Source organism: Streptomyces scabiei 87.22 (assembly GCF_000091305.1).
GTDB classification, from domain to species: domain Bacteria; phylum Actinomycetota; class Actinomycetes; order Streptomycetales; family Streptomycetaceae; genus Streptomyces; species Streptomyces scabiei.
In genome coordinates, this window is record NC_013929.1 from 3173785 (window position 1) to 3199818 (window position 26034).

At 71.9% G+C, this 26034-nt stretch carries 13 protein-coding genes; 12 read left to right on the plus strand and 1 reads right to left on the minus strand.

The annotated features are described in order from the left end of the window. Window positions 1–122: 122 nt before the first annotated feature. The 7 genes from SCAB_RS13220 to SCAB_RS13250 all read left to right on the plus strand — a co-directional run bounded on the left by SCAB_RS13220 (window position 123) and on the right by SCAB_RS13250 (window position 12825). The gene (locus tag SCAB_RS13220) at window positions 123–2240 is read left to right on the plus strand and encodes an ABC transporter ATP-binding protein (RefSeq protein WP_013000570.1); all 2118 of its coding nucleotides are present in this window, start codon (window positions 123–125) and stop codon (window positions 2238–2240) included. Further along, window positions 2237–4159 (plus strand): ABC transporter ATP-binding protein, encoded by a 1923-nt coding sequence (locus SCAB_RS13225; RefSeq protein ID WP_013000571.1) that lies wholly within the window; start codon window positions 2237–2239, stop codon window positions 4157–4159. The genes SCAB_RS13220 and SCAB_RS13225 overlap by 4 nt, the downstream gene beginning before the upstream one ends. A gap of 52 nt (window positions 4160–4211) precedes the next feature. Continuing rightward, complete coding sequence (locus tag SCAB_RS13230) at window positions 4212–5951, plus strand: ABC transporter ATP-binding protein (protein ID WP_013000572.1); 1740 nt, start codon at window positions 4212–4214, stop codon at window positions 5949–5951. After that, window positions 5948–7720, plus strand: coding sequence for an ABC transporter ATP-binding protein (locus SCAB_RS13235; RefSeq protein ID WP_013000573.1), 1773 nt, complete (start codon window positions 5948–5950; stop codon window positions 7718–7720). The genes SCAB_RS13230 and SCAB_RS13235 overlap by 4 nt, the downstream gene beginning before the upstream one ends. A 418-nt stretch (window positions 7721–8138) precedes the next feature. Further along, complete coding sequence (locus SCAB_RS13240) at window positions 8139–10220, plus strand: M4 family metallopeptidase (RefSeq protein WP_013000574.1); 2082 nt, start codon at window positions 8139–8141, stop codon at window positions 10218–10220. A 326-nt stretch (window positions 10221–10546) separates the two neighbouring features. Then, complete coding sequence (locus SCAB_RS13245; RefSeq protein WP_013000575.1) at window positions 10547–12208, plus strand: M4 family metallopeptidase; 1662 nt, start codon at window positions 10547–10549, stop codon at window positions 12206–12208. An 83-nt stretch (window positions 12209–12291) separates the two neighbouring features. Then, the gene (locus SCAB_RS13250; protein WP_013000576.1) at window positions 12292–12825 is read left to right on the plus strand and encodes a DUF1990 family protein; all 534 of its coding nucleotides are present in this window, start codon (window positions 12292–12294) and stop codon (window positions 12823–12825) included. A gap of 52 nt (window positions 12826–12877) precedes the next feature. On the opposite strand, the gene SCAB_RS13255 is transcribed toward SCAB_RS13250, so the two are convergent. After that, window positions 12878–15514 (minus strand): glycosyltransferase family 1 protein, encoded by a 2637-nt coding sequence (locus SCAB_RS13255; RefSeq protein WP_037722817.1) that lies wholly within the window; start codon window positions 15512–15514, stop codon window positions 12878–12880. A gap of 353 nt (window positions 15515–15867) precedes the next feature. On the opposite strand from SCAB_RS13255, the gene SCAB_RS13260 reads away from it, so the two are divergent. The 5 genes from SCAB_RS13260 (at window position 15868) to glgB (ending at window position 25972) form a co-directional block, all read left to right on the plus strand. After that, entirely contained in the window at window positions 15868–17094 is a 1227-nt protein-coding gene (locus SCAB_RS13260; RefSeq protein ID WP_037722816.1) for a S8 family peptidase, read from the plus strand. A 228-nt stretch (window positions 17095–17322) separates the two neighbouring features. Beyond that, window positions 17323–19461, plus strand: coding sequence for an alpha-1,4-glucan--maltose-1-phosphate maltosyltransferase (locus SCAB_RS13265; RefSeq protein ID WP_041669161.1), 2139 nt, complete (start codon window positions 17323–17325; stop codon window positions 19459–19461). After that, window positions 19458–21158, plus strand: coding sequence for a maltose alpha-D-glucosyltransferase (gene treS / locus SCAB_RS13270; protein ID WP_013000580.1), 1701 nt, complete (start codon window positions 19458–19460; stop codon window positions 21156–21158). The genes SCAB_RS13265 and treS overlap by 4 nt, the downstream gene beginning before the upstream one ends. Window positions 21159–21251: 93 nt before the next feature. Next, complete coding sequence (locus SCAB_RS13275; RefSeq protein ID WP_013000581.1) at window positions 21252–22703, plus strand: maltokinase N-terminal cap-like domain-containing protein; 1452 nt, start codon at window positions 21252–21254, stop codon at window positions 22701–22703. Between the two features lie 38 nt (window positions 22704–22741). Continuing rightward, window positions 22742–25972, plus strand: coding sequence for a 1,4-alpha-glucan branching enzyme (gene glgB, locus SCAB_RS13280; protein ID WP_106437256.1), 3231 nt, complete (start codon window positions 22742–22744; stop codon window positions 25970–25972). The last annotated feature ends 62 nt before the right edge of the window (window positions 25973–26034 follow it).

Here is a 26034-nt window from a genome sequence, read left to right on the forward strand (position 1 = left end):
TACGACCCCGCTGGTCTCGCCTTTCGCCTCCGGGACCGCGTGGGTCGTAGGACTCACGGCCGAGGGCGGTCCGGCCAAAACTCGGTGGGCGTTGTCAGTGGCGATCCGTAGGCTCGCTGCTGATGGCCACGACACGTGCAACCGCCGAGGAACCCGACCAGTCACTGGAACCCGAGACGGTCCCCGAGCCCGAGGACCTCGACAGGGCGAAGGCGCCCGAGAAGGCCGGGGGCCGGTCCGCCGTACGTACGCTGCTGCGGTTGTGGCCGTACGTGCGGCCGGTGCGGGCGCGGCTGTCCGTGGCCGCGCTCGTCGCGATAGTCGCCTCCTGCGTGGGCCTGGTCATCCCGCTGGTGCTGAAGTGGATGGTCGACGGGCCGGTCGCGGACCGGGACCCGGCGGGTGTGTGGCTCGGGGCGCTGTACCTGCTGCTGCTCGGTCTGACCGAGGCGCTGCTGTTCGGGTTGCGGCGCTGGCTGGTGGCGCGGCCCCTCGCCGGGGTCGAGGCGTCGATGCGCGCGGACCTCTACCGTCATCTGCAGCGCCTGCCGGTCTCCTTCCACGACCGCTGGGCCTCCGGGCAGCTGCTCTCGCGCGGCACGACGGATCTGATGCTGCTGCGGATGTTCCTCGCCTTCCCCCTGACGTTCCTGCTGGTCAACGCGGTGACCATTGTGGTCGGCGTGATCATCATGCTGGTGCAGGACTGGACGCTCGGGCTGGTCATCCTGGGTCCGGCGATTCCCGTGATGGTCACCTGCGTGATCTTCGAGCGGAAGTACGCCGAGGTCGCGCGTCTGGCCCAGGACCAGGTGGGCGACCTCACCACGGTCGTCGAGGAGAGCGTCCTCGGGATCCGCATCGTCAAGGGGTTCGGGCGCCACCGCAGCCAGGCCCGCGCCTTCCGGGAGCTGTCCCGGACCCTGCGCGGCACCGAACTGCGCAAGGCCCGTCTGCTGTCGGTGATCTGGGGCGTCATCATCACGCTTCCCGAGCTGGCGATCGGGGCGGCCCTCGTCCTCGGTGTCGTCCAGGTCGCGGACGGCGTCCTGTCGGCGGGCACGCTGGTGGCGTTCCTGTCCACGGCCCTCGCGCTGCGCTGGCCCGTCGACTCGATCGGCTTCCTGCTGGCGATGAGCCAGGAGGCGGCGACGGCGACGGAGCGGTATTTCGAGGTGATGGACGAGAAGCCGGAGTCGTCGGCAGAGCCCGCGCCCCCGGCTACCACGGCCACCGACATCGCTGTCATGGCGGGCGCGGCTGCGGGTGTCGGGGCGGCCGACGTCGCGAGGCCGACTGCCGCTTCCGGCACAGGCACCGGCACCACGGCGGGCGCCCCCGCCCCGGCGGACGCCGCTGCCACCGTCGGCGCGGCGGCCGCCTCGGCCGCCCCTGCCTCCGTCCCCGACCCCGCTTCCGGTGGCCGGCGGTCCGCACGGTCCGACGGGCGGGTCCGTTCGTCGACTTCGGTGGACGGGTCCGCCGGGGCCCGGGACGGCGGGCTGCGGTTCCACCACGTCACCTTCCGGTACCCCGACGCCGGCCCCGGCACCACCCCGACCCTCGACCGCGTCGACCTCCACATCCGCCCCGGCGAGTCGATGGCCCTGGTCGGCGCCACCGGCTCCGGCAAGACCACCCTGACCGCGCTCGTCCCCCGCCTCCACGAGGTCACCTCCGGCCGCATCACGCTGGACGGCGAGGACATCACCGCGATGTCCCGCGAGGAACTGCGCGCGAAGGTCGCCGTCGCCTTCGAGGAGCCCACCCTGTTCTCGGCGACCGTCGGTGAGAACGTCCTGATGGGCGCCCACCCGGACGCGGGCGAGACCGAGCTGGACCGCGCCCTGGCCATCGCCCAGGCGGAGTTCGCGCACGCCCTCCCCCAGGGCACCGCCACCCAGGTCGGCGAGCAGGGCCTGAGCCTCTCCGGCGGCCAGCGGCAGCGCCTCGCGCTGGCGCGGGCCGTGGTCGGCCGCCCCCGCTTCCTGGTGTTGGACGACCCCCTCTCGGCGCTCGACGTGCACACGGAGGCCGCGGTGGAGGCCGCACTGCGCCGCGTGCTCGCGGAGACGACCGCCCTGATCGTGGCGCACCGCCCGTCGACGGTGCTGCTCGCCGACCGTGTGGCCCTGCTCTCCGGCGGCCGGATCACCGCGGTGGGCACGCACCAGGAACTGCTGCGTACGAACGCCGAGTACGCCCATCTGATGTCCGGGACCGAGGAGGACGAGCGATGACGGCGCCCACGACCACCGCGCCGGACAGGGAACCGGACGACGAGCCGCAGGGCACGGCCGTCGGAGGCGGCGGCCCGGAGAGGCCGGCCGGCGGCGACCCCTCCGCTGCCCCTCGCGAGGCGTCCGCCGACGACCCGTTCGACCACGACGACCTGCCCACTCCCCCGGGCGCCACCCGCACGCTGCTGCGCTCCCTCCTCGCGCCGATGCGCACCCGCGTGATCGTCGCGAGCGTGCTGCTCCTGCTCCAGCAGGCGGCGGTGCAGGCGGGCCCGCTGCTGGTGGCGTACGCCATCGACAGTGCCGTGCCGGCGCTCCGGGACGGCCGGCAGGGGCCGTTGGTCGCGGTGGCGGCCGGGTACCTGGCGTGCGCGCTGGCGGCCGGCGGGCTGCAGTTCGCGTTCATCGGGGCGTCCGCGCGGGTCAACCAGAACGTGCTGCTGGATCTGCGCGGCCGGATCTTCCGGCACGCGCAGGCCCTGAGCATCGACTTCCACGAGCGGTACACCTCGGGCCGGCTCATCTCCCGCTCCACCACGGACGTCGAGTCGCTGCGCGAACTCCTCGACGAGGGGCTGCAGGAACTCATCGGCGTGATCCTCGCCTCCGTCTACATCTCGGCCATGCTGCTCTGGCTCGACCTCGGGCTGGGCGTGGCCGCGCTGGCGTCGTTCGTGCCGCTGTACGGGTTCGTGCGCTCCTACCGGCGGCGCGCCGCAGGCGTCTACACGGCCCGGTCCACCGCGATCGCCGCGGTGATCGTGAAGTTCGCCGAGACGATGAACGGCATCCGGCCGGTACGGGCGTTCCGCCGCGAGGCCGCGAACGACGCGGAGTTCGCGGCCCTGAACCGGCTCCACGAGCGCAGGAACGGCGACGCGATCCTGGAGATGGCCCGCTATGTGGTGTGCTCCCGTGTCGTCGCCAACGTGACGGTCGCGGCGATCGTGCTGTGGGGCGCGTACCGGGTGGCCTCGCAGACGCTGGCGCTGGGTGTGCTGGCGGCCGCCGTGCTGTATCTGCGGCGGCTGTACGACCCGATCGACCGGCTCGGCATGTTCCTCAACTCGTACCAGTCGGCGGCGGCCTCGCTGGAGAAGATCGCCGGTCTGCTGGCCCAGACCCCGTCGGTGCCCGAGCCCGCCGCGCCGAAGGAGCTGCCGGCGGCGTCCCGTGACATGCCGGGCCGCGAGGTCGTCTTCGACGACGTGCGGTTCGCCTACCGCACCGGCGGCGAGATCCTGCCCCGCTTCGGCCTCACCCTCGCGGCGGGCAGCACGGTGGCGGTCGTCGGGTCCACCGGCGCCGGCAAGTCGACCCTGGCCAAGCTGGTGGCCCGCTTCTACGACCCCTCGTCCGGGCGGGTGCTCCTCGACGGCGTCGACCTGCGCGACCTCCCGGTGCCCGAACTGCGGCGCGGGGTGATCATGGTGACGCAGGAGTCGTTCCTGTTCTCCGGCACGGTCGCCGAGAACATCGCCATCGGCCGCCCCGACGCCGGCCGCGAGGAGATCGAGCATGCCGCGAAGGCCATCGGCGCCCATGACTTCATCGCCGCCCTGCCCGACGGCTACGACACCGACGTACGCAAGCGCGGTGGCCGTATCTCCGCCGGACAGCGCCAGCTCGTGGCGTTCGCGCGGGCGTTGCTGGCCGACCCGGCCGTCCTCATCCTGGACGAGGCGACCAGCTCGCTCGACGTGCCGGGCGAACGCGCGGTCCAGCGCGCCATGTCCACGGTCCTGCGCGGCCGTACGGCCGTGGTGATCGCCCACCGGCTGTCCACGGTCGAGATCGCCGACCGCGTCCTGGTGATGGAACACGGCAGGATCGTGGAGGACGGCACGCCGGCGGAGCTGATCGCCGGCACCGGCAGGTTCGCGGACCTGCACCGGGCCTGGCGGGACAGCCTGGCGTAGCGGCGTCCGAGAAACCCACCCAGCCGAACAGAGCGACACGAATCGGGGGCCGATGATCGACGCGTACGAGGACCCCGGCACGCCCGACCGCCGGGGCGGTGCCCGGTATCTGTGGTGGCTGGTCAAGCGGCAGGCGGGCCGTTCCGCGCTCGGCTCGCTGATCTCCTGTGTGTGGATGGTGCTGCTGGCGGCCACCCCCTACCTGCTCTCCCGCGCGATCGACGAGGGGCTGGAACCCGGTGACCGGTCGGCGCTGGCCGGCTGGACGGCCGCGCTGTTCGGGGTGGGCGCCTTCAACGCCTGGCTGAGCATCATGCGCCACCGCACGATGACCCGGGTCCGGATGGACGCCAACTTCCGCACGGTGAAGGTGGTGATGGCGCACGCGGTCCGGCTGGGGGCGGCGCTGCCGCGCCGGGTCGGCGCCGGGGAGGTCGTCACGATCGGCGTGGGCGACGTCCAGACGATCTCCGCCTCGCTGACGGTCATCGGGCCGGGGGCCGGTGCGCTCGCCGCGTACCTGGTGGTCGCGGGGCTGCTGGTGTCGGTGTCCCTGCCCGTCGCCGGGGTGGTGCTGCTGGGGATGCCGCTGATCGCCGTGATCGTGGGTCCGCTGATGCGGCGGCTGCAGGGCACGGAGTCGGAGTACCGGGAGCGGCAGGGCGTGCTGACCGCGCGGATCGCGGATCTCGCGGGCGGTCTGCGGGTGCTCAACGGGCTCGGTGGCAAGGGGCTGGTCGCCGACGCGTTCCACCGGGACTCGCAGCGGCTGCGGGCGCAGGGCTACCGGGTGGGCGCGGTGACCAGCTGGATGCAGGCGGTCGGGGTGGGGCTGCCGACGGTCTTCCTGGCGGTGGTCACCTGGCTCGCGGCCCGGCTCGCCGCCCAGGGGGCCATCACGGTGGGCGAGCTGGTGGCGGTGTACGGGTACGTCACCGTGCTGGTGCGGCCGGTGTCGTACTTCGTCGACTGGGGGTACGAGGTCAGCCGCGGGGTGGTGGCCGCGCGGCGCGTCATCCGGTTCCTGTCTCTGGAGCCGCTGCCGGACCACGGCACCACGGACGCGCCCGCCGAGCCCTCGGCGCTGCACGACCCCGTGTCGGGGGTACGGGTGCCGCCGGGGCGCCTGGTCGCGCTGGCCGCCGACCGGCCGGCCGACGCGGCGGCGGTGGTGGACCGGCTCGGCCGGTACGCGCCGACAGCGGTGACCTGGGGCGGAACCCCGCTGGACGCGATCCCGCTGGCGCAGGTCCGCGCGCGGATCCTGGTCGCCGACCACGAGGCCGACCTGTTCGCGGGCCGGCTGCGGGACCTGCTCGGCGGGCACGGCGACGTCGACGACGCCACGGCCGCGCGGGCGTTGCACGCGGCCGTGGCCGAGGACATCGTCCAGGGCCTGGCGGACGGTCTGGACGCGGCGGTCGACGCGCGGGGCGGCAACCTCTCGGGCGGTCAGCGCCAACGGGTACGGCTGGCGCGGGCGCTGGTGGCCGATCCCGAGATCCTGCTCGCCGTCGAGCCGACGTCGGCGCTCGACGCGCACACCGAGGCGCGGGTCGCGCAGCGGCTGCGGACCGCCCGGGCGGGCCGTACGACCCTGGTCACCAGCACCTCGCCCCTGGTCCTCGACCACGCGGACACCGTCCTGCACCTGGTCGACGGCAAGGTCGCCGCCCGCGGCACCCACCGTGAACTCCTGGACGCCGAGCCGGGATACCGGGCGCTGGTGGCGCGGGACGCGGGGGAAGAGGGAGACGCCGACGAGAGCGCGGTCGAGGAGGCCCTGCGGTGACCACGGAACTCACACCCCCTGCCGCGGGCCGGCTGCCCGTCGCCGACCGGGCCGCCGTACGGCGGGCCACCGTACGGCTGGTGCGGGCCGACGGGCGGGCGTTCCTGGCCGTGCTGGGGCTGAACGGGGCCGCGGCCGCGCTGGGGCTGGCCGGGCCGTGGCTGCTGGGCCGCATCATCGACGAGGTGCGCGGCGGGGGCGGTGTCGCGGTCGTGGACCGGCTGGCGGCGGCGATCCTGCTGTGCGCGGGGGCGCAGTTGCTGCTGGCGCGCTGGGCCCGTTACGTGGGGCACCGGTTCGGGGAGCGGACGCTGGCGCGGGTGCGGGAGGAGTTCGTGGACCGGACGCTGGCGCTGCCGGCGTCGGTGGTGGAGCGGGCGGGGACCGGTGATCTGACGGCGCGCGGCACGGCGGACGTGGACGCGGTCGGCAGGACGCTGCGGGACGTGGGGCCCGAGCTGCTGATCAGCTCGGTGCAGGCGGTGTTCCTGATCGGCGCGGTGTTCGCGCTGGACCCGCTGCTCGGGCTGTGCGCGCTGTCCGGTCTCAGCGGTATCGCGGTGGTGCTGCGCTGGTATCTGCGCCGGGCACGCGCCGGGTATCTCGCGGAGGGCGCGGCCGGTTCGGAGATCGCGGAGATCGTCGCGGCGACCGCGTCGGGGGCTCGTACGGTGGAGGCGCTGCGGCTGGAGCGCCGCCGGATCACCGCGAGCCGGGACGCGCTGGAGGTCTCGCGGCGGCGCCGGTTCCACACCCTCTTCCTGCGCACGGTGTTCTTCCCGGGTGTGGAGGTCTCGTACTTCGTGCCGCAGGTGCTGGTCCTCCTGCTCGGCGGGGCGCTGCTGGCGCGAGGTTCGGTCAGCCTGGGGGCGGTGGTGTCGGCGGCCCTGTATCTGCAGCAGCTGGCCGGTCCGCTCGACGAGATCCTGATGCGGGTGGAGCTGCTGCAGAGCAGCGGGGCCTCGTTCGCCCGGGTGGAGGGGCTGGCCGGTGCCCCGCGCGCCGGGTCCGCCGGGACCCCGGAGCCGGCGGACGACCGTATCGACGTGACGGGGGTGCGCTACGCGTACGACCGGGGCGGTGAGGTGCTGCGGGGCGTGGATCTGACGGTCCGTCCCGGCGAACGGCTCGCGGTGGTCGGCCCGTCGGGCGCCGGGAAGACGACCCTGAGCCGCCTCCTGGCCGGTATCGACGCGCCCACGGAGGGCTCGGTGACGGTCGGCGGGGTTCCCGTCGTGGACCTCGGCCCCGAACGCCTGCGCCGCCAGGTCGTGCTGGTCACCCAGGAGCACCACGTCTTCCTGGGCACGGTCCGCGACAACCTGCTGATCGCCGAACCGGCGGCCACGGACGCGCAGGTGTGGGCGGCGTTGTCGGCCGTGGGCGCGGACGCCTGGGTGCGCGACCTTCCCGACGGCCTCGACACCCGCCTCGGCGAGGGCGGCCGCCGCACGGACGCCCCCCAGGCCCAGCAGCTGGCGCTCGCCCGGGTGGTCCTCGCCGACCCGCACACCCTCATCCTCGACGAGGCCACCGCCCTGCTGGACCCCACCACCGCCCGCCACACCGAACGCGCCCTCGCCGCCGTCCTGCACGGCCGCACGGTCATCGCCATCGCCCACCGCCTCCACACCGCGCACGACGCGGACCGTGTGGCCGTCATGGAGAACGGTCTGCTCACCGAACTCGGCACGCACGAGGAGCTGGTGGCGGCCCAGGGCGCGTACGCGGCGCTGTGGCGGCGGTGGCACGGGGAGGGGGAGTCCTGAGGGGCCGCGGGCCCCGCGGCAGCATGCCGAACATCCCTACGCGGAGGGCCGGGTCGGGCATCCGGAGAACGCGGTGTGGTTCTGCGCCGCACACGCGCCCCTCGCCGAGCGGCTGAAAGAGTGCACGGCCGCGGAGGCGCCGGAGCACCTCGCACGACACACGGCGAACAGTCCGTATAGCGAACATGACCAACCGGGCAACGGACGATTTCCGGCCAACTTCTTGACGCGCTCCTGACAGGAGCCTCGGTCTCCTGCCACTCTGCCCACAACCGCGACACAGCAACCTCACAGCGGGGCCGGCCGTGCCGCGGGAGCACCCCCCACACATGTGGTTTAAGCGTTCACCAGTTCTCACCTTGTTCTGCCCGGGCGGCCACCAGCCGTCCGGTCTCCCCTGGCCGCGCCGGCCGCGGCCATGCAGAAGGAGTCAGTGTTGAGACGCCAGTCCCACAGACGCACCTCCCACACCGGTAACACTTTCGGCCACAGCGCCCGTCGGCGCGCGGCCGCCGGCGCGCTCGTCGCCGTCACCGCCCTGCTGGCCGCGGCCGTCCAGTCGGGCGCCGCGTCCGCCGCCCCGGAGAAGGCACCGTCGGCGTCGGGCAAGGCCAACCCGGGCGCGGTCTCGATGAAGCTCACCCCCGCCCAGCGGGCCGAGCTGATACGCGAGGCCAACGCCACGAAGGCGGAGACGGCCGGGAAGCTGGACCTCGGCTCGAAGGAGAAGCTCGTCGTCCGTGACGTGGTCAAGGACCGCGACGGCACCGTGCACACGCGGTACGAGCGGACCTACGACGGCCTCCCGATCCTCGGCGGCGACCTCGTCGTCAAGACCTCGAAGGCGGGCGCCACCAAGAGCGTCGTCAGGGCCACCAAGGCGAAGATCGCGGTGCCGTCGCTGACGCCCACCGTGACCAAGGCCAGGGCCGAGAAGCAGGCACTCGGTGCCGCGAAGGCGGAGAAGGCCAAGAGCCCCAAGGTCAACAGCGCGCGCAAGGTCGTCTGGGCCGCGAGCGGCAAGCCCGTCCTCGCCTACGAGACGGTCGTCGGCGGCTTCCAGCACGACGGCACCCCGCAGGAGCTGCACGTCGTCACGGACGCCACCAGCGGGGCGAAGCTGTACGAGTGGGAGGCGGTCGAGACCGGCACCGGCAACACGGTGTACAGCGGCTCGGTCGACCTCACGACCACGCAGTCCGGTTCGACGTTCAACCTGACCGACGGCGCGCGCGGCGGCCACAAGACGTACAACCTCAACCGCGGCACCTCCGGCACCGGGACCCTGTTCTCCGGCCCCGACGACGTCTGGGGCAACGGCTCTGCGTCGAACCTGGAGTCGGCCGGCGCCGACGCGCACTACGGCGCGGCACTGACCTGGGACTACTACAAGAACGTGCACGGCCGCAACGGCATCCGCGGCAACGGCGTCGGCGCCTACTCGCGCGTGCACTACGGCAACAACTACGTCAACGCGTTCTGGCAGGACGCCTGCTTCTGCATGACGTACGGCGACGGCTCGGGCAACGCCAACCCGCTGACGTCGATCGACGTGGCCGCGCACGAGATGACCCACGGCCTCACGTCCAACACGGCCGGGCTGAACTACTCGGGCGAGTCCGGCGGCCTGAACGAGGCCACCTCGGACATCTTCGGCTCCACGGTCGAGTTCTACGCGGCGAACTCCTCCGACGTCGGTGACTACCTCATCGGCGAGGAGATCAACATCAACGGCAACGGCACGCCGTTGCGCTACATGGACAAGCCCAGCAAGGACGGCTCGTCCAAGGACGCCTGGTACTCGGGCATCGGCAACATCGACGTGCACTACTCCTCGGGCCCCGCGAACCACTTCTTCTACCTCCTCTCCGAGGGCAGCGGCACCAAGACCATCAACGGCGTGAACTACGACTCGCCCACCTCGGACGGCCTCCCGGTGACGGGCATCGGCCGCGCCAAGGCGGAGCAGATCTGGTTCAAGGCGCTGACCACGAAGTTCACGTCGACGACCAACTACGCGGCGGCCCGCACCGGCACGCTCGCGGTCGCCGGTGAGCTGTACGGCACCACGTCCGCCGAGTACACGGCGGTGCAGAACGCGTGGGCCGGCATCAACGTGGGCTCGCGTCCCGGCGGCGGCGGGGGCGGCGGTACGTCGTTCGAGAACGCGGCCGACGTATCGATTCCGGACAACGGCGCGGCGGTCACCTCGCCGATCACCGTCTCCGGCCGGACCGGCAACGCGCCCTCGAACCTCGCGGTCGCCGTGGACATCGTCCACACCTACATCGGTGACCTCCAGGTCCAGCTGGTCGCCCCCGACGGCACGGCCTACACGCTGAAGGCGTACGGCACCGGCGGCAGCGCGGACAACATCAACACCACGTACACCGTGAACGCGTCGTCCGAAGTCGCCAACGGTGTGTGGCAGTTGCGGGTCCAGGACAACGCGGCCCGCGACACCGGCTACATCAACAGCTGGAAGCTGACGTTCCCGTAGGACGCGGCAGGGCTCCTCGTCCACGGGGGCCGTCGCGAGCGTGAGTCGACAGGGCGCCGCCCCGGGGGATCCAACTCCCCGGGGCGACGCCTTTTTTGCCGTTCCCCGGGGGCCGCTTTGCCGCGCCTTGATGGCGCCTTTGCCGTGGTCGGAGCCGTTTTACATGGCCGCAACATTTCCGGACCGTTGATTTTCGGCCAACATCACCTTGCCCTCCTGACATGTACGCGCCGTGCTGGCACGCTTCACCCACCCGCCGCACTCGTAACTTCAGTTCGCCGGACGACAGCCCCATGCCGTCCGGCCTCCCCCACCAAGGAGCATGAGTGACTCCGTTCTACGCGCGTCGCCGTCGCACCACGCTGGCCATCGCCACCGCCGTCGCCGCAGGTGCGCTGCTGACCACCGGCCTGACCACGGGCGCCACCGCCCAGCCCGCGCCCGTCGCGGACAAGGCCAAGCCCGCCGGTGCCCCGGTCGCGCTCACCCCCGCCGCGCGCACCGCCCTGATCAAGAAGGCGGACGCGGCCACGACCGAGACCGCCGAGGAGATAGGTCTCGGCGCCAAGGAGGAACTGGTCGTCCGCGACGTCATCAAGGACGCCGACGGCACGGTCCACACGCGCTACGAGCGCACCTTCGGCGGCCTCCCGGTCCTCGGCGGCGACCTGGTCGTCCACGAGTCCAAGGCCGGCGCCGTCAAGAGCGTCACCAGAGCGACCAAGGCCGCCGTCAAGGTCGCCGACCTCACCGCGGACGTCACCAAGGCCACCGCCGAGAAGCAGGCGCTGAAGGCCGCCAAGGCCGAGGGCTCCGCCGAGACCGAGGCCGACAAGGCCCCGCGCAAGGTCGTCTGGGCGGCGAGCGGCAAGCCCGCGCTCGCCTACGAGACGGTCGTCGGCGGCTTCCAGCACGACGGCACCCCGCAGCAGCTCCACGTGATCACCGACGCGGAGACCGGCAAGAAGCTGTACGAGTGGGAGGCTGTCCAGACCGGCTCCGGCAAGAGCAAGTACAACGGCTCGGTCACCCTCGGCACGACCCTGTCGGGCTCCACGTACAACCTGACGGACGCCGGCCGCGGCGGCCACAAGACGTACAACAAGGCCCGTTCCACCTCGTCGTCGACCGGCACGCTCTTCACCGACGCCGACGACGTCTGGGGCACCGGCAGCATCTCCAGCTCCTCGACCGACCAGAACGCCGCCGTGGACGCCCACTACGGCGCCCAGGTCACCTGGGACTTCTACAAGAACGTCCTCGGCCGCAACGGCATCAAGAACAACGGCGTCGCCGCGTACTCCCGTGTCCACTACGGCAACGCGTACGTCAACGCCTTCTGGGACGACAGCTGCTTCTGCATGACGTACGGCGACGGCACGAGCAACACCAAGCCGCTCACCTCGCTGGACGTGGCCGGACACGAGATGAGCCACGGCCTGACCGCCAACACCGCCCGCCTGAACTACTCGGGCGAGTCCGGCGGCCTGAACGAGGCCACCTCCGACATCTTCGGCACGGCGGTCGAGTTCTACGCGGCCAACGCCAGCGACCCCGGTGACTACCTCATCGGCGAGAAGATCGACATCAACGGCAACGGCACCCCGCTGCGCTACATGGACCAGCCCAGCAAGGACGGCTCGTCGGCCAACTACTGGTCCTCGTCCCTCGGCGGCCTGGACGTCCACTACTCGTCGGGCCCGGCGAACCACTTCTTCTACCTGCTGAGCGAGGGCAGCGGCGCCAAGACCATCAACGGCGTCTCGTACAACTCGCCCACCTCCAACGGTGCCACGATCGCCGGCATCGGCCGCGCCAAGGCCATCCAGATCTGGTACAAGGCGCTGAGCACGTACATGACCTCGACGACCAACTACAAGGGCGCCCGCACGGCGACCCTGAACGCGGCCTCCTCCCTGTACGGCGCCTCCAGCGCCGAGTACGCGGCGGTGAACGCGGCGTGGGCGGCGGTCAACGTCAACGCCTGACCTGACGTGGTGGTGCAGGTATAGGTGACTGGGGCGGTACCCGGCGAGAAGGCGACGCCGGGTGCCGCCCTAGGCTTTGCGCCATGCCCGCATCACACGGCCCGCTCCCCGAGGGCCCCTTCACCTACGAAGCGGTCGGCGCGACCCGCGAGGGTCACTGCCCGCCCGACTTCAACCGCCTCCACGTCCGCTCCCGCATAGGCGAGGGCACGGACGTGTTCGAGCGGGCCGCGCACGCCGTACGCACCTGGGAGATGCACCGCGCGCTGGGCGTCGGCATCCACACCTCCGCCCCCGAGGCGGCCCCCGGCGTCGACGTGACGGTCACCCTCGGCGGCGTGATCAAGGCCCCCTGCCGCGTCGTCTACACACTGGACGAGCCACGCCGCAAGGGCTGGGCGTACGGCACCCTCCCTGGCCACCCGGAGTGCGGCGAGGAGTCCTTCGTGGTCGACCGCACGGGAGACGGCACGGTCTGGCTCACGGTCACCGCCTTCAGCCGGGCCGCGAAGTGGTACGCCCGCGCGGGCGGAGCGGCGACGCGCGGCTTGCAGCAGGCGTACGCGCGACGGTGCGGGGTGGTGCTGCGGCGGCTGGTGGAGGAGGCGAAGGGCTGACGCGGCGCCCCGCACAGGCGTACCCGTACGGGGCCCGGACGTCGCAGCGGTGCTACCGCAGCAGCACCCCCGCCCCCTCCCCCAGTTCCTCCGAGGGCACCGTCACCAGGCCCAGTTCGGCGGTGGAGGCCGTCAGGCGGTGGGACGGGAGGATGCGGACCGTGTAGCCGAAGGAGCCGGTGCGGTCGAGGGACAGGGGACCCTCGTACACCCAGCGGCCCTCCTCGTCGGGGCCGTTCACCGGCTTCAGCGGGACATACGTGGCGTCCGTGATGCGGTCGTCGGAGTCGACGCGCCCGGAGACCGCCTGGACCTCGACGTCGTCCGGGACCAGTTCGCCGAGGCCCACCCTCACGCGCAGCACCAGCGTCGCGCCCAGCTCGGCCGCCGTGCCGGCGGGCGCCGCCGAGGTCTCCACATGGTCCACGCCCACCCGGTGCCAGGCTCCCCGGACCCGTGCCTTCCACTCGGACAGTTCACGGGCCGCGTCCGGGACCAGCGAGCGGTGGGCGCGGGCGGCCGGGGCGTACAGGCGCTCGACGTACTCGCGGACCATGCGGCCCGCCAGCACCTTCGGGCCCAGGTGGGTCAGGGTCTCGCGGACCATCGCGATCCAGCGGTCGGGCAGACCGCCCTGCCCGCGCTCGTAGAAGCGCGGCGCGACCCGCTGCTCCAGCAGCTCGTACAGGGCCGCCGCCTCCACGTCGTCCCGGCGGTCCTGGTCCTCGTCCGTCGCCGTGCCGTCGGCCGTGGGGATCGCCCAGCCGAAGTCCGGCCGGAACCATTCGTCCCACCAGCCGTCCAGGACGGACAGATTGAGACAGCCGTTCAGCGCGGCCTTCATGCCGGACGTACCGCACGCCTCCAGCGGGCGCAGCGGATTGTTCAGCCAGACGTCGCAGCCGGGGTACAGCTTCTGCGCCATCGCCATGCCGTAGTCGGGCAGGAACACGATCCGGTGGCGGACGCGCGGGTCGTCCGCGAACCGCACCAGTTCCTGGATCAGGCGTTTGCCGCCGTCGTCCGCCGGGTGCGCCTTGCCCGCGATCACGATCTGCACCGGCCGCTCCGGGTGGAGCAGCAGGTCCGTCAGACGGTCCTGGTCGCGCAGCATCAGCGTCAGACGCTTGTAGGAGGGGACGCGGCGGGCGAAACCGATGGTCAGGACGTCCGGGTCCAGGACGCCCTCGATCCAGCCGAGTTCGGCGGTGCCGGCGCCACGCTGACGCCAGGAGGCGTGCAGCCGCTCGCGCACCTCGACGACCAGCTGTTCGCGCAGATCGCGGCGGAGCTCCCAGATGTCCTGGTCGGGGATGTCGCCGACGGCGTCCCAGCGCTCCGAGCCGCCGACGCTCATGGCGTCCTCGGTCCGTTCGGCGCCGATCTGCCGGGCACCGAGACGGAACACCTCCGGGGCCACCCAGGTCGGGGCGTGCACGCCGTTGGTGACGGAGGTGATGGGCACCTCGTCCGGGTCGAAGCCCGGCCACAGCCCGGAGAACATCTGCCGGCTGACCTGTCCGTGCAGCAGGGAGACGCCGTTGGCGCGCTGGGCGAGCCGGAGCCCCATCACCGCCATGTTGAAGACGTTCGGGTCGCCGTCGGGGTACGTCTCCATGCCGAGCCCCAGGATGCGGCCCACGTCGATGCGCGGGAGTTCGGCGTCGGGGCCGAAGTGGCGGGCGACCAGTTCGCGGTCGAAGCGGTCGATTCCGGCGGGGACGGGGGTGTGGGTGGTGAAGACCGTGCCGGCGCGGACCGCCTCCAGCGCGGCGTCGAAGTCCAGCCCCTCGTCGCCGAGTTCGGCGATGCGCTCCAGGCCGAGGAAGCCGGCGTGGCCCTCGTTGGTGTGGAAGACCTCGGGCCCGGCGTGGCCGGTGAGCCGGCAGTACGCGCGTACGGCCCGCACACCTCCTATGCCGAGCAGCATCTCCTGCAGGAGCCGGTGTTCGCTGCCGCCGCCGTACAGCCGGTCGGTCACGCCGCGTTCGCCGAGGTCGTTGTCCTCGACGTCGGAGTCGAGCAGCAGCAGCGGCACCCGGCCCACCTGGGCCTGCCAGATCCGGGCGTGCAGCCGGCGGCCGCCGGGCAGGGCCAGGCCGACCTGGGCGGCCGAGCCGTCGGCCTCCTGGAGCGGCACCAGGGGCAGTTCGTGCGGATCGAGCACCGGATAGTGCTCCTGCTGCCAGCCGTCGCGGGACAGGGACTGCCGGAAGTAGCCGTGCCGGTAGAGCAGTCCGACGCCGATCAGCGGGACGCCGAGGTCGCTGGCGGACTTCAGATGGTCGCCGGCGAGGATGCCGAGGCCGCCGGAGTACTGCGGCAGCGCGGCCGTGATGCCGAACTCGGGCGAGAAGTAGGCGACGGCGGCCGGGAGTTCGGAGGTCTGTGCCTGGGCCTGGTACCAGCGGTCGCCGCCGACGTAGTCGCGCAGGTCGTCGGCGGCGGCGGTCAGCCGGCGCAGGAAGCGCCGGTCCTCGCCCAGTTCGGCGAGGCGCCGGGTGGGGACGGAACCGAGGAGGCGCACGGGGTCGCCGCCGGACGAGGCCCAGCGCTCGGGGTCGACCGACTGGAAGAGGTCACGGGTCTCCGCGTGCCAGGACCAGCGCAGATTGCGCGCCAGTTCGCTGAGCGGATGCAGGGCAGGAGGCAGGACGGGTCGGACGGTGAATCTGCGGATGGCCTTCACAGAGGGTTCCACCTTCGCGCCAGGACGTACGGGCCGGGGGGACGCACTCCGCTGTGCGCCGTTCGTCACCCCCGACGGTAGCGGCGCGGGGGCCCGGTAACCACGGGGCGTCCCCCGGTATGCGATTACGGCGCATCCGTACCCCGGCCGCCCCGTCGGGCAGTCCCTTCCCGGGCGTTCAGTCCTGAATTCGCCGCACCGGGCCGCGAGGCGGCGGTAATCGGCCGTACCTGCGCATGTACCCCACAGGGGATATGGCTGATTACCTCCCTCGGTGCGGCCTTGTGGCGTCCCACGCCGCACGAGAGGCTGCCCCCGGGCGTCACCCGGTCCGAGGAGGGGGTTGGCCACACATGCGTCACCCGGGAGAGGCAAGAGCGAGGCGTGTGCGCCGGGCGGGAGGGCTCACGGCGGTCGTGACGGCCGCGGTGCTCGCGGCCGGCACCCTGCCCGCGCGGGCCGCCGCGGAGGGGCTCGTCCACGGAGCGGGCGGTCCCGGCTCCGTCAGCGGCAGTTACCTCGTGACCCTCGACGCGGGAGTCCCGGCCACGTCGGCCGCGGGCAGGGGCATAGCCGCGAGGTACGGGGTGCGCATACGCCACCTGTACCGCGCCGCCCTGAACGGCTACGCCATAACGGCGGACGAGACCCGGGCCAGGCGCCTCGCGGCGGACTCCCGCGTGGCCTCCGTCGTCCAGGACACGAAGGTCGCCTACGACCGCACCCGTGACGGCCGTCGACGGCCCGGCCCGCCCGCGTGGGGCCTGGACCGCCTCGACCAGCCGGACCTTCCGCTCGACAGGAGCTACACCGGGCCGCGGTCGGCGGGCAGGGGCGTCACCGTGTACGTGATCGACACCGGCGTACGGGTGACGCACGAGGAGTTCGGCGGCCGGGCCGTCGACGGCTGGGACTTCGTGCAGAACGACCGGACCGCACAGGACGGCAACGGCCACGGGACCCATGTCGCGGGCATCGTCGCCGGCACCACGCACGGCGTCGCCAAGAAGGCCCGGATCGTCTCCGTCCGTGTGCTCGACGACGCCGGCGCCGGGACGACGTCCCAGGTCATCGCGGGTGTCGACTGGGTCACCCGGCATGCCGGGAAGCCCGCCGTGGCCAACATGAGCCTCGTCGGCCCCGCCAACGCCCAGCTCGACGCGGCCGTACGCGCCTCCATCGCCTCGGGGGTCGCCTACACCGTCGCCGCGGGCAACGACGGGCTGGCGGCGAGCGGTTCCTCGCCCGCCCGCGTCGAGCAGGCGATCACCGTCGGCGCCACCGACAGGAAGGACGTCCGTGCCGGCTTCTCGAACTGGGGCCCGAGCCTGGACCTGTTCGCCCCGGGCGTGTCCGTCACCTCCGCCTCCCACCTCGGTGACACCGGGACGGCCACCCGGTCCGGTACGTCGATGGCCGCACCGCACGCGGCGGGCGCGGCGGCCCTGTATCTGGCCGACCGTCCGAGGGCCTCACCGGCCGACGTGGCCGGGGCCCTGGTTGAGCGAGCGGTTTCGGGCAAGGTGAAGGAGAGGAAGGCGGGCTCCCCGAACAGGCTTCTTCAGGTCGGCCGTTCGTAGGAGTCCGTAACACCGGAGGTGAAGGTCTCTTTACCGAGAGCGACTACAGTGACCGGCCTCGACCCTTTCGGACGAGGCCGGTCTTGTGTGTAGACATACGCGTGAGTAGTTAACAAAGTGCCGGAATGCCCACCCGCACCGTGTGGGAAGGCTTCACCGGTAGTCCCGCTGGCCCCACCTCCCCACACCCTTATCCGCCCACCCACGTTGACGCGGACAGGAGCGGTCATGCCCGCCACGCACCACTCGTCACCACCCCCGACGACCAGTACCACCGACGTGACTCCAGAGAGCGCCCCCGCAAGCCCCGCACGCCCGGCGCACGCGGGCCCGCCCGCGCCGGCCGCGCCGCCCTCGAAGACCCCCGGGACTCCGGGCGCCCCCACCATCGGCCGCATACCGGTCGTCGATGTGCGGCCGACCGTTCACCACGGTCGCCGTCCGGCCAAGGCCGTCGTGGGCGAGGCCTTCGAGATCTCGGCCGTCGTCATCCGGGAGGGCCACGACGCGGTCGCCGCGAACGTGGTGCTCAGGGACCCGGAGGGCCGTCCGGCCGACTGGGCCCCGATGCGTGAACTGGCCCCCGGCACGGACCGCTGGGGCGCCACCGTCTCCGTACCGAGCGAGGGTGTCTGGTCGTACGCGGTGGAGGGCTGGGGCGATCCGGTCACCACGTGGCGGCATCACGCCCGCATCAAGATTCCGGCCGGCATGGACACCGAACTCGTCCTGGAGGAGGGTGCGCGTCTGCACGAGCGCGCCGCCGACGGCGTCCCCGAGGGCCGGAGCGGACGGAGCGTTCTGCTCTCCGCCGTGGACGCGCTGCGGGACACCGCGAGGCCCGTGTCCTCCCGGCTGGCGGCGGCGTTGGCGCCGGAGGTGGACGAGGTCCTGGCCCGTCATCCCCTGCGGGAGCTGGTCACCTCCTCCGAGCCGTTGCCGCTGCTGGTGGAACGCGAACGGGCCCTGTTCGGCTCCTGGTACGAGTTCTTCCCCCGGTCCGAGGGCACCCCCGCCCAGCCCCACGGAACGTTCCGCACGGCCGCCCGCAGGCTGCCGGCCATCGCCGCGATGGGCTTCGACGTCGTCTACCTGCCCCCGATCCACCCGATCGGGACGACCTTCCGCAAGGGCCGCAACAACACCCTCTCCCCCACCCCCGACGACGTCGGCGTCCCCTGGGCCATCGGCTCCCCCGAGGGCGGCCACGACGCGGTCCACCCCGACCTCGGCACCCTGGACGACTTCGACCACTTCATCACCCGGGCCCGCAGCCTCGGCATGGAGATCGCCCTCGACTTCGCCCTGCAGTGCTCCCCCGACCACCCCTGGGTCTCCAAACACCCCGAGTGGTTCCACCACCGCCCCGACGGCACCATCGCCCACGCCGAGAACCCGCCCAAGAAGTACCAGGACATCTACCCCATCGCCTTCGACGCCGACCTGCCCGGCCTCATCACCGAGACCACCCGGATCCTGCGCCACTGGATGGACCACGGCGTACGGATCTTCCGCGTCGACAACCCCCACACCAAACCGGTCGTGTTCTGGGAACAGGTCATCGCCGACATCAACGCCACCGACCCCGACGTCATCTTCCTCGCCGAGGCCTTCACCCGCCCCGCGATGATGCACACCCTGGCCGCCACCGGCTTCCAGCAGTCCTACACCTACTTCACCTGGCGCACCACGAAGCAGGAGCTGACGGAGTACGCCACCGAACTCGCCGGCGAGGCCGCCGCCTACATGCGGCCCAACTTCTTCGTCAACACCCCCGACATCCTCCACGCCTTCCTCCAGGAAGGCGGCCGCCCCGCCTTCGAACTCCGCGCCGTCCTCGCCGCCACCCTCTCCCCCACCTGGGGCATCTACTCCGGCTACGAACTGTGCGAGAACACCCCCCTCAAACCCGGCAGCGAGGAATACCTCGACTCCGAGAAATACCAGCTCCGCCCCCGCAACTGGGACACAGCCGCACGCGACGGACGCACCATCGCCCCACTGATCGGCAAGCTCAACGAGATCAGGCGCCGGAGCCCGGCGCTGCGTCAGCTGCGTGACCTGCACTTCCACCACGCCGACCAGGAAGCGGTGATCGTCTACTCGAAGCGGGCGGGTTCGAACACGGTTCTGGTGGTCGTCAACCTCGACCCCCACCACACCCAGGAGGCCACGGTCTCGTTGGACATGCCGCACCTCGGCCTCGACTGGCATGAGTCCGTGCTGGTACGAGACGAGCTCACCGGTGAGGTCTACACCTGGGGCAGGAACAACTACGTACGTCTTGAACCGGGCCGCTCGCCCGCCCACGTACTGACCGTCCTGCGACCGTCCAACCCGCAGATCGGGGGGTCACCCACATCATGATCGTCAACGAGCCCGTTCCGGACACCTTCGAGGACACGCCGCAGAAGGACCGGGACCCGGACTGGTTCAAACGCGCCGTCTTCTACGAGGTACTCGTCCGCTCCTTCCAGGACAGCAACGGCGACGGAGTCGGCGACCTCAAGGGCCTCACCGCCAAACTCGACTACCTGCAGTGGCTCGGCATCGACTGCATCTGGCTCCCGCCCTTCTTCAAATCCCCCCTCCGCGACGGCGGCTACGACGTCTCCGACTACACCGCCGTCCTCCCCGAATTCGGCGACCTCGCCGACTTCGTCGAATTCGTCGACGCCGCCCACCAACGCGGCATGCGCGTCATCATCGACTTCGTCATGAACCACACCAGCGACCAGCACCCCTGGTTCCAGGAATCACGGAACAACCCCGACGGACCCTACGGCGACTACTACGTCTGGGCCGACGACGACAAACAATTCCCCGACGCCCGCATCATCTTCGTCGACACCGAAGCCTCCAACTGGACCTTCGACCCCGTCCGCAAACAATACTTCTGGCACCGCTTCTTCTCCCACCAGCCCGACCTCAACTACGAGAACCCCGCCGTCCAGGAAGAGATGATCTCCGCCCTGCGGTTCTGGCTCGACCTCGGCATCGACGGCTTCCGCCTCGACGCCGTGCCCTACCTGTACCAGCAGGAAGGCACCAACTGCGAAAACCTCCCCGCCACCCACGACTTCCTCAAACGGGTACGCAAAGAGATCGACGCCCACTACCCCGACACCGTCATCCTCGCCGAAGCCAACCAATGGCCCGAGGACGTCGTCGACTACTTCGGCGACTTCGCCAGCGGCGGCGACGAATGCCACATGGCCTTCCACTTCCCCGTCATGCCACGCATCTTCATGGCCGTCCGCAGGGAATCCCGCTACCCCGTCTCCGAAATCCTCGCCAAAACCCCGGCGATCCCCTCAAGCTGCCAATGGGGCATCTTCCTCCGCAACCACGACGAGCTCACCCTCGAAATGGTCACCGACGAAGAACGCGACTACATGTACGCGGAATACGCCAAAGACCCCCGCATGCGCGCCAACATCGGCATCCGCCGCCGCCTCGCCCCCCTGCTGGACAACGACCGCAACCAGATCGAACTCTTCACCGCCCTGCTGCTGTCCCTGCCCGGCTCACCGATCCTCTACTACGGCGACGAGATCGGCATGGGCGACAACATCTGGCTCGGCGACCGCGACGCCGTCCGCACCCCCATGCAGTGGACCCCCGACCGCAACGCCGGATTCTCCTCCTGCGACCCCGGCCGCCTCTCCCTGCCCACGATCATGGACCCCGTCTACGGCTACCAGGTCACCAACGTCGAAGCCTCCATGTCCTCCCCCTCGTCGCTGCTGCACTGGACCCGCCGCATGATCGAGATCCGCAAACAGAACCCCGCGTTCGGCCTGGGCACCTACACCGAACTCCCCTCCACCAACCCCTCCGTCCTCGCCTACCTCCGCGAACACGGCGACGACCTCGTGCTCTGCGTCAACAACTTCTCCCGCTTCGCCCAGCCCACCGAACTCGACCTGCGCGCCCACGAAGGACGCCACCCCGTCGAACTCATCGGCGGAGTCCGCTTCCCCGCCATCGGCGAACTCCCCTACCTCCTCACCCTCGCGGGCCACGGCTTCTACTGGTTCCGCCTGCGGAAGGACACCGTGTAAGCCCGGCCCGAACCCCGGGCGGGCCGGTTTCTCCCGGCCCGCCCGGGGCACGCAGACAGGAACACCCCGCCCCCGGGGAAAGGACGCGAGGCCATGTCGGAAGCCGCCACGCACCCCACCGCGCCAAGTCCCGCTCCACCGCCCGCCACGGAACCGCCCCCCGGGCTGCTCCTCTCCCTGGAGCCACTGCTGCGGGAGTGGCTGCCACGGCAGCGCTGGTTCGCGGGGAAGGGCCGGCCGGTCGCCGGGTTCAGTCTGGTGGCGGCCACCGAGCTGCTGCCGACGGGCACCGCCAAGGCCGGGCTGCTCCACCTCCTCGTCCGCGCCCACCAGCCGCTGGTGCCGTCCCAGGGAGCCCCGGCCCACCCCGGCGACTGCTACCAGCTGCTGCTCGGCGTACGCGAGACGCTGCCGCCACGGCTGGCACCCGCGCTGATCGGGCACGTGGCCGAGGGGCCGTTGGCCGGACGCACGGTCTACGAGGCGCTGCACGACCCGCGGCTGGCCGGGGTCCTCCTGGAGGCGATGCGGTCCGAGGCCCACGTCGGGGCACTGCGCTGCGGCCGGGACACCCGGTACGACATCGCCGAGGGCCTGGTGCCCCGCCTGATCACCTCGGAGCAGTCCAACTCCTCCCTCGTCTACGGCGATACGTTCATTCTCAAGCTGTTCCGCCGGATCGTGCCCGGCGACAACCCCGACCTCGAACTGCCGAGGGAGCTGTCCCGCGTCGGCTGCCCCCGGGTGCCCGCGCCGGTGGCCTGGATGGTGGCGGAGCTGGACCGGACCGCCGGCACCGAAGGCCAGCACGTCCTGGGCGTCCTCCAGCCGTTTCTGCACGGCGCGGCGGACGGCTGGGAACTGGCGCTGAACGTGCTGGCCAAGGGCGAGGACTTCACCGCCGAGGCACGGGCCCTGGGCCGCACGACCGCCGAGGTGCACAGGGCGCTGGCGCGGGCCCTGCCCACGGTCACCCTCGGGCGGCCGCAACTGGAGTCGCTCGTCGCCGGGATGACCGGGCGCCTGGAGGCCGCGGCCCAGGCCGTCCCCGCGCTGCGGCCGTACGCCCCCGGTCTGCACACGGCCTTCGAGGCGCTCGCCGACCTCGCCGCGGAGGGGCGCACCTGGACCGCGCAGCGCATACACGGCGATCTCCACCTCGGGCAGAGCCTCCGCTCGCCCTCCGGGGAGTGGTCCCTCATAGATTTCGAGGGCGAACCGTCGAAGCCGCTGGCCGAGCGGCGGCTGCCGCAGCCCGTCGCCCGTGACGTCGCCGGCATGCTCCGCTCCTTCGACTATGCCGCGCACTCCGTCCGGCCCCCGGCCGCGGAATGGGCGACCCTGTGCCGGGCCGCGTACTGCTCCGGGTACGCGGACGTCGCCGGGACCGACCCGCGTACGGATCCCGTGCTGCTGCGCGCGTACGAGACCGACAAGGCCGTGTACGAGGTCCTCTACGAGGCCCGCCACCGCCCCGACTGGCTACCGGTCCCCCTGGCCGCCGTGCACCGGCTGGCCACGGACCCCAACGCCGACACCCCCTGACACGCCCCAGCCCCGCCCCTGCCGAGGAGGCAGTACCTGTGACACCCCGCCCGCCGTCCGACGACAGCACCCAGCCCGCCGGTCCCCCCGTCGAGGGGTCCGCCCCGGTGAAGAAGACGGCCGCGAAGAAGACGGCCGCGAAGAAAGCCGTGGCGAAGACGGCGACCGCGAAGAAGACGGCGACGAAGAAGGCGGCGCAGGAGTCGACGAAGAAGTCGGTCGAGGTCGAGGCGGCCGTCGGCGAGCCCGCGCCCGGGCGTGCCGCCGGAACCGGGGGTGCGACCGCGAAGGCCCCGGCCAAGAAGACGGCGGCGACGAAGAAGGCCGTGGCGAAGAAGGCGGCGACGAAGAAGGCCGTGGTGAAGACAGCCGCGACGAAGACCGCCGCGGCGACGAAGACCCCCGCGAAGTCGGCCGCCTCGAAGAAGGCGGCAGCGGCCAAGTCCGTGGCGGAGAAGGCCCAGGTTGAGGAGGCCGTGGCGGAGAAGGCCGTTGCGGAGTCGGCCGTCACCGCCGAGGCGGCGGCCGAGAAGCCCTTGGCGAAGAAGGCCGTCACGAAGAAGGCAGCCGCGAAAAAGGCAGCCGCCAAGAAGCCGGTCGCCAAGCGGGTCGCCGCCAAGACCGCGGCGGTGAGGAAGACCCCTGCCGTGAAGAAGACCGCGGCGGTGAAGGAACCCGCAACCGTGGAGAAGACCGCCGCCAAGAAGGCGGGGGTCAAGAAGGCCGGGGTCAAGAAGCAGGCGGCGGCCAGGAAGGCCACACCGCCCGAGGACGTCGTCACGACCGAGGCCGCCGCCCGGCGTGCCGTCGCCGGGAAGGCGGTGACGTCGCCGCGGCAGGCGGAGCGCGCGGTGCTGGTCCCGGCCCTCCCGCCGGGCGGTGGGACGCCTCCCCCCGCCCCGGTGTCGGCCGGATCACCGGCCCCGGAGCCCGTGCTGCCCCAGCAGGCCGCCGCCGAACCGGCCGTCCCCCCGCGGGCCGCCGCCGAACCGGCGTCGCCGCACCCGTCGGTCCCCAGACAGGAGACCCCCGCGCAGGACACCGCCCCCCACGACGACCCCGCCCTCGCCCACCCCGTCGTCTCCCCCGCGATGGACGGCGGCGACCGTGAACGGCTGCTGGCCGGGACCCATCACGCGCCGCACTCCGTGCTGGGTGCCCATCCCGTGCCCGGCGGTGTGGTGTTCCGGGTGTTCCGGCCCTACGCGCTCGGCGTGAGCGTGGTGGTGGACACGCTGCGGGCGGAGCTGCACGACGACGGGGGCGGCTTCTACTCGGCGCTGCTGCCGCTGCGGGAGGTGCCGTCGGCATACCGGTTGCTGGTGTCGTACGAGGGCGCCGTGCAGGAGACGGAGGACGCCTACCGCTTCCTGCCCGCGATCGGCGAGCTGGATCTGTACCTGATCGGCGAGGGGCGCCACGAGGAGCTGTGGAAGGCGCTCGGCGCCGAGCCGATGACCCACCAGGGCGTGACCGGCACCCGCTTCACCGTGTGGGCCCCGAACGCGCTCGGCGTGCGCCTGGCCGGGACCTTCAACTTCTGGGACGCCACGGGGTACCCCATGCGTGCGCTGGGCTCCTCGGGTGTGTGGGAGCTGTTCGTGCCGGGGATCGGCGAGGGCGAGCTGTACAAGTTCGAGATCACCCGGCCGGACGGTTCGAAGACGCTGCGGGCCGACCCGATGGCCCGCCGCACGGAGGTCCCGCCGAACACCTCGTCCGTCATCCACGCCTCGGGGTACGAGTGGAATGACGAGGAGTGGCTCGCCCGGCGCACGCAGACCCCCGCGCACGAGGCGCCGTTCTCGGTCTACGAGGTGCATCTGCCGTCCTGGCGACCGGGCCTGACGTACCGGCAGCTGGCGGAGCAGCTCCCGGCGTACGTCTCCGACCTCGGCTTCACCCATGTGGAACTGCTGCCGATCGCCGAGCACCCCTTCGGCGGCTCCTGGGGCTACCAGGTCACCGGCTTCTACGCCCCGACCGCCCGGCTCGGCACCCCCGACGACTTCAAGTACCTGGTCGACGCCCTGCACCGGGCCGGCATCGGTGTGCTGATGGACTGGGTGCCGGCCCACTTCCCGCGGGACGACTGGGCGTTGGCGGAGTTCGACGGACGTCCGCTGTACGAGCACGCGGACCCGCAGCGGGCGGCGCACCCCGACTGGGGGACGCTGGAGTTCGACTACGGCCGCCGTGAGGTGCGCAACTTCCTGGTGGCCAACGCGGTGTACTGGTGCGAGGAGTACCACATCGACGGGCTGCGGGTGGATGCCGTCGCGTCGATGCTGTACCTCGACTACTCGCGCGAGCCGGGCCAGTGGACGCCGAACGAGCACGGGGGCCGGGAGAACCTGGACGCGGTCGCCTTCCTCCAGGAGATGAACGCGACCGTGTACCGGCGGGTGCCGGGTGTCGTGACGATCGCGGAGGAGTCCACGGCCTGGGACGGTGTCACCCGGGCCACCCACCACAACGGCCCCGGCGGCTTCGGCGGTCTCGGTTTCGGCCTGAAGTGGAACATGGGCTGGATGCACGACTCACTGGACTACATGGCCAAGGACCCCGTCCACCGCAAGCACCACCACCACGAGATGACCTTCTCGATGGTGTACGCGTACAGCGAGAACTACGTCCTGCCCATCTCCCACGACGAGGTCGTGCACGGCAAGGGTTCCCTGGTGTCGAAGATGCCGGGCGACTGGTGGCAGCGGCGGGCGAACCACCGGGCGTACCTGGGCTTCATGTGGGCCCACCCCGGCAAGCAACTCCTCTTCATGGGACAGGAGTTCGCGCAGGGGGCCGAGTGGTCGGAGGCGCACGGGCCGGATTGGTGGCTGCTCGATCCCGCGTACGGCGCCGAGGCCGACCACCGGGGAGTGCGCGACCTGGTCCGCGACCTCAACGCGGAGTACCGCCGGACGCCGGCGCTCTGGCAGCAGGACACCCGGCCCGCGGGCTTCTCCTGGATCACGGGGGACTCCGCGGACGACAACGTCCTGGCGTTCCTGCGGTTCGCCGAGGACGGTACGCCGCTGCTGGCCGTCTCCAACTTCAGCCCGGTGGTCCGGGAGGAGTACCGGCTCGGTGTCCCCGAGGACGTCCCGGCCTGGCGCGAGGTGCTGAACACCGACGCGGCGGCCTACGGCGGGTCGGACTCGACGGGCTCGGCCCCCGTGAAACCCGACCCCCAGCCCTGGCACGCCCGCCCGGCCAGCATCCGGGTCACGCTCCCGCCTCTCTCCACCGTTTGGCTCCGCCCGGCCTGAGCCGTCCGTCAGGGGCGCGGGGAACTGCGCGAGAAGCCCCACCGGGCGGACGTCCGGGACTC

Bases quoted from the DNA above. Each gene is read 5' to 3' on its own strand.
- SCAB_RS13220 (WP_013000570.1), top strand. From the start codon at position 123: ATGGCCACGACACGTGCAACCGCCGAGGAACCCGACCAGTCACTGGAA.
- SCAB_RS13225 (WP_013000571.1), top strand. From the start codon at position 2,237: ATGACGGCGCCCACGACCACCGCGCCGGACAGGGAACCGGACGACGAG.
- SCAB_RS13230 (WP_013000572.1), top strand. From the start codon at position 4,212: ATGATCGACGCGTACGAGGACCCCGGCACGCCCGACCGCCGGGGCGGT.
- SCAB_RS13240 (WP_013000574.1), top strand. From the start codon at position 8,139: ATGCAGAAGGAGTCAGTGTTGAGACGCCAGTCCCACAGACGCACCTCC.
- SCAB_RS13250 (WP_013000576.1), top strand. From the start codon at position 12,292: ATGCCCGCATCACACGGCCCGCTCCCCGAGGGCCCCTTCACCTACGAA.
- SCAB_RS13260 (WP_037722816.1), top strand. From the start codon at position 15,868: ATGCGTCACCCGGGAGAGGCAAGAGCGAGGCGTGTGCGCCGGGCGGGA.
- SCAB_RS13265 (WP_041669161.1), top strand. From the start codon at position 17,323: ATGCCCGCCACGCACCACTCGTCACCACCCCCGACGACCAGTACCACC.
- treS (WP_013000580.1), top strand. From the start codon at position 19,458: ATGATCGTCAACGAGCCCGTTCCGGACACCTTCGAGGACACGCCGCAG.
- SCAB_RS13275 (WP_013000581.1), top strand. From the start codon at position 21,252: ATGTCGGAAGCCGCCACGCACCCCACCGCGCCAAGTCCCGCTCCACCG.